Origin of the sequence: Streptococcus equinus ATCC 9812 (assembly GCF_000187265.1) — a bacterium.
Lineage (GTDB): Bacteria > Bacillota > Bacilli > Lactobacillales > Streptococcaceae > Streptococcus > Streptococcus equinus.
This window is the reverse complement of sequence record NZ_GL698429.1, coordinates 825,108-829,613: the sequence shown is the minus strand read 5'-3', so window position 1 is coordinate 829,613 and position 4,506 is coordinate 825,108. Positions and strand designations below refer to the sequence as shown.

The following is a 4,506-nucleotide window of genomic DNA, read 5'->3' as shown; positions in this document are numbered from 1 at the left end:
AAAACTGATAATCTCATCCAGCGTCAATTTGAAGCTTCAAAGCCTTACGAAAAATGTTATACAGATGTCACAGAATTTGCCATGCCATCCAGCTCTCAAAAATTATACTTATCACCAGTTTTAGATGGCTATAACAGTGAAATCATCGCTTATCAGTTATCAACTTCGCCTAATTTGGAACAAATCAAACGATGTTAACACAAGCTTTTCCAGATGACCATTATGATGATACGATTCTTCATAGTGACCAAGGGTAGCAATACCAACACCTGTTTTATCATGACTTTCTCAATCAAAAAGGAATTCGTCCGTCCATGTCTAGGAAAGAGAATAGCCCAGATAATGGGATGATAGAGTCTTTCTTTAGCATCTTAAAATCTGAGATGTTTTACGGTTTTGAAAAGACATTTAAGTCACTCGATGAGCTAAAACAAGCTATTATTACTTACATTGACTATTACAATAACAAACGGATTAAAGTCAAACTAAAAGGACTTAGCCCTGTGCAATACAGAACTAAATCCTTTCAATAATTATTTGTCCAACAGAGTTGGTTTTTTGTAGTAAAATGCGGTTTATTATTTTGTGAAACTGTATTTTCTAAATATTATATATGATATTAGCAAATACCTTTTAAAATAAGGCTTTAACGGATTTTAATTTTAAAAATTTATATATATTATGTATTTATAAACGTGTAGGGTACCAAAAATATTAAGTTTCGGAGCTTATAAAACAATGAAATTTCACTCAATTATGTTGAACATTTTTTATTGACTTTTTTTATACAAATGAGATAATTAAGTAAAATACATAAAGGAGTTACATAAAATGGTAGTTGCAGAAAAAAATAGAGCTGTCACTTTTCAAGCTAATAAAGAATTAGTAAGTGAAGCTAAAGAAATTTTAAATAAAAAAAATTTGACATTGTCACATGCTTTAAGATTATTTTTACAAAATGTTGTCGTTACTAATGAAATTGATTTATTGAGCGAAGAAGAGCTGGAAAAAGAGATGTTATTTAGACAACTTCAAACAGAAATTAAGCAAAGTATTGATGATTATGAAGCTGGAGTAAATACTTATTCAGCTGAAGAGGTGAGAAAACGTCTTGGATTATAAAATAATTTACTATACTGGTGCTTTGGAAACATTGGTAGAAATAAAAGAGTGCATAATTAATAATTTCAAGTCAGAAACATCAGCAAAAAAAGTAGTCGATAATATTATGCAAAAAATAAGCGCTTTAGAGATTTTTCCTGAAGTAGGATTTGATGCTGATGAAAGATTTGGAAAAACTTTAGATAAACGTCATAAAACTCGAGGTTTAACAATTGAGAAAGATTATATAGCTTTATATTTTGTTAATGATGAAAAAAAAGAAGTTATCATTACCCATATTGTCTCAACTCGAAGTGATTATGTGAAATTATTTAAATAGCAATCTAAAAGCCTTAGTAGTAACACTAAGGCTTTTAAGGTGATTTTAGTTAGGAGCAAAATTAGTTCGGGTTCTTTAGAGGATAAACCTCAAGGCAGTACCATACCTGTATCAGAAGATGATACCTTTGAGTAAGCTGTTACCAGTCACCCAACCTTCTCCTAACTTAAAAAGCTAAGAACCCAATCGGGGATTTGCCTGAACAGAGTCAGGAGGCAGCACCTCTACCTAGTATTCATGAAGAGTAAACTTTGAATGAGTTGTTACCAACTCAAACTCAGTCTTAGCTCATTGTCAATATATCATTTTAAATTCTTTTTAGTCAATTTTTTTATATAATTAATTTGCTCAATTGGAAGCATGGTCTTTTCAGATTTAATGAGTCTGTGATATATTCCAAAACGGGTGTCATCATTTGAAATATCTTCAATGAATTTCAAATAACCTCTGACATAGTTTTCTTCGTCCGTAGGTGTAATTCCAATTAGCATTTTTCCTTTATGTTCTTCAGATGTTTCATATCCAAATTGTGCATTATATCTATCTAATTCTTTATCAGTAGCGTAAGCAAAATGGATATTATAATTTTTTAGTTCCTGTTTTATGCAACTAAGTTGTAATTCACTTTCATAAAAATCTTTAAATTCTTTTGTTTCCCTAACAGCCTTACTGACATCCTCCTGAACACCGGGTTCAATATCAGCGTAATTATCATAATCTGTGTGAATAAAAGTACACCATAATAAAAATAAGAGATTTTTTCCTGTGTATATTGGCTCAATTCCTCCTCTATCCTTTTTGATAAGTCGTGATGAAAGTAATAAAAGGCTTTTCTATTTGTCATTTTCTTTGCTCCTTACTTTTTAAAATTTATTCCATTATCTACTTGACAGCAAGTAACCTATGATATTTTTATCTAATTTGTCGGTTGTCAGCTCTTCAGTCTGACAACTCGTCAAATTTAGTCTAAATCGCATAGCTTGCTATCAAGTAGCTTTCACGGCATAAAAGTGATACTAGCTATTTTTATTGACAAGATTCTTAACTTGTCTAATAACTGTCTTGGCTAATCCTATTGGGCTTAAGCTGTTGACAAGATAAAGTGTGTTTTGAAAAACTGGCTTTGGCATAAATTCTTTTGCCTTCTCTTTCCAAATAGTCATCTTTTTGTTTAATAACGTTATTTGACTATCTAGATTTTTAATTTTGTCTTTTAACTGCTTATTTTCCTGTTTTAATATTAAATTCTCGTCGTTTGTATGACGATAAGACAATAAATTTCTTGATAGTTGATTGTTTTCTGACTGGAGTTTATTTAATTTCTGTTTTAATCTAGAGTTGCCTAACATATTTTTCTTTGCAGTTTGATAAGGTTTTTTCAAATGTCACTTTATCTATTTTTAACTTACCATCAAATGTTCGTTTGATTAGATTATTTTTTTGCAGATTATCAATGTTAAAATTATCAAGTTCGGTTAAGTCTATTTTTAAATCTGAAAGTTCCTTGATTTCTTTTTTGTATTTTTCAATGGTTCCCACAGTTTCCCATTCTTTGTTTTCAAGTTCTGAAAGGGCTTGTTTTTTATTATTGATATCATTTTGGAGGTTGTTTAATTGATTTTTAGCGTTGTCGATTTCGCTGTTTTTCTTATCAATGGCTTTTTCAGACATTTTTAGTATTTTTTGTTTTTTCTTTAAATTCTTCCGTTTTTAGATGCTTTTTCTTACTATCTGCCTCACCACTTTGCAAATGGTACCCCTGTTTATTAAGGTATTTGGGGAGTTCATCTTGAATTTTTCTTAATTTTTCTCGGTTTCCAAAAAGTGCTTTGGAGCTTAATTTACCATCTTTCATTGGTACAATTCCCAAATGCATGTGTGGTGTGCTTTCATCAAGATGTACACTAGCATAGGCAATGTTAGCTTCTCCATATTTTTCAGCAAAGTAGTTTTTAGCACTTTCAAAGAATTTTTTAGTTTGTTCCTGGTCTAGCGACTCAAAAAACATTTTATCTGATGTAATAACCCATTCGTTACATAGTACAGCATCTTTACGAATTCCACGACTAGATATGCGATTTTCATTAATATGCTCCTTTATTTGTTTATGGTAAGTTTGAGTTCTGTCACGATTGGTTAGTTCATAGTTAAGGTGAGAACGACTTGGGTCGATATCTTTGTTAGAGTGATTTTTAAAAACACGTTCATTATGATTATAAATACCACTTATACGTAGTGAAAAAGAAAAAGGGCAACTTTCAGTTACCCCATTTATTGATAATGATTACATGTTTGCGTTTGTTGATAGAGACGGAAAAATACAACCATTGTATCAAGATTATATAAATTATAACCTAAATATTATTAATAAACATAATCTAAAGAAAATATCGCAACATGGTTTTAGATATACTCATGCAACATTGATGATTGAGATTGGTATAGATCCAGTAAATGCTGCTAGACGGTTAGGACATGCAAGTAGTCAAATGACACTAGATACTTATAGTCATGTAACCAAAGCTGGAGGAGAAAGAACAATCAAAAAGTTTGCTGAATATCTCAAAAATTCGGCTGACTAATTTTTCAAGACGGTACCAAAAACGGTACTAAAAATAAAAAAAGCCAATTTCGACTTCTCGAAAAAGGCTTGAAATCAACAATAATTGATAAATGCGGTTTATTATTTTGTGAAACCGTATTTTTTGTTGAAGCGATCCACACGACCATCTGCTTGAGTGAATTTTTGGCGACCAGTGTAGAATGGGTGAGAATCTGATGAGATTTCCACACGTACAAGTGGGTAAGTAGCGCCTTCAAATTCTACAGTTTCGTCAGAAGTTTTTGTAGAACCGCTAAGGAATTTGTAACCAGTAGTTGTGTCCATGAATACTACTGGACGGTATTCTGGGTGGATATTTTGTTTCATTGTTAAAAGATTTCCTTTCTGCCATGGCGCTTTTCCGCACCATAGTTATTTTAACTTCTTTAGTTTATCAAATAAACCAATTTTTGACAAGACTTTTGTGCAAAATAATTGAATTGAAATGTAATTGTTATAAAGG

The 4,506-nt window shown here is 31.1% G+C and carries 3 protein-coding genes and 4 pseudogenes; 4 read left to right on the top strand and 3 right to left on the bottom strand.

Features of this window, described 5'->3' with window-relative positions:
• The 3 genes and pseudogenes from HMPREF0819_RS08710 to HMPREF0819_RS03945 all read left to right on the top strand — a co-directional run.
• Positions 1-533 (top strand): annotated as a pseudogene (locus tag HMPREF0819_RS08710) (IS3 family transposase); the annotation flags it as partial.
• Positions 534-831: 298 nt separating this feature from the next.
• Positions 832-1,122, top strand: coding sequence for a type II toxin-antitoxin system RelB/ParD family antitoxin (gene relB, locus HMPREF0819_RS03950; protein ID WP_004232613.1), 291 nt, complete (start codon positions 832-834; stop codon positions 1,120-1,122).
• Positions 1,112-1,441, top strand: a complete 330-nt coding sequence (locus HMPREF0819_RS03945; protein ID WP_004232612.1) for a type II toxin-antitoxin system mRNA interferase toxin, RelE/StbE family — start codon at positions 1,112-1,114, stop codon at positions 1,439-1,441. The genes relB and HMPREF0819_RS03945 overlap by 11 nt, the downstream gene beginning before the upstream one ends.
• Positions 1,442-1,743: 302 nt before the next feature.
• Here HMPREF0819_RS03945 and HMPREF0819_RS08940 read toward each other — a convergent pair.
• Both HMPREF0819_RS08940 and mobV read right to left on the bottom strand, forming a co-directional pair.
• A pseudogene (locus tag HMPREF0819_RS08940) lies at positions 1,744-2,285 on the bottom strand (hypothetical protein).
• Between the two features lie 172 nt (positions 2,286-2,457).
• Positions 2,458-3,716: pseudogene (mobV, locus tag HMPREF0819_RS03935) on the bottom strand (MobV family relaxase).
• Here mobV and HMPREF0819_RS03930 point away from each other — a divergent pair.
• Positions 3,676-4,023 (top strand): annotated as a pseudogene (locus HMPREF0819_RS03930) (tyrosine-type recombinase/integrase); the annotation flags it as partial. The pseudogenes mobV and HMPREF0819_RS03930 overlap by 41 nt on opposite strands.
• 101 nt (positions 4,024-4,124) lie before the next feature.
• Here HMPREF0819_RS03930 and HMPREF0819_RS03925 read toward each other — a convergent pair.
• Complete coding sequence (locus HMPREF0819_RS03925) at positions 4,125-4,370, bottom strand: type B 50S ribosomal protein L31 (RefSeq protein ID WP_004232589.1); 246 nt, start codon at positions 4,368-4,370, stop codon at positions 4,125-4,127.
• Positions 4,371-4,506 lie beyond the last annotated feature (136 nt).

What these genes read in the sequence shown, in the direction of transcription:
- HMPREF0819_RS03925 (WP_004232589.1), bottom strand. Translation starts at nt 4,370, where the DNA reads ATGAAACAAAATATCCACCCAGAATACCGTCCAGTAGTATTCATGGAC.
- relB (WP_004232613.1), top strand. Translation starts at nt 832, where the DNA reads ATGGTAGTTGCAGAAAAAAATAGAGCTGTCACTTTTCAAGCTAATAAA.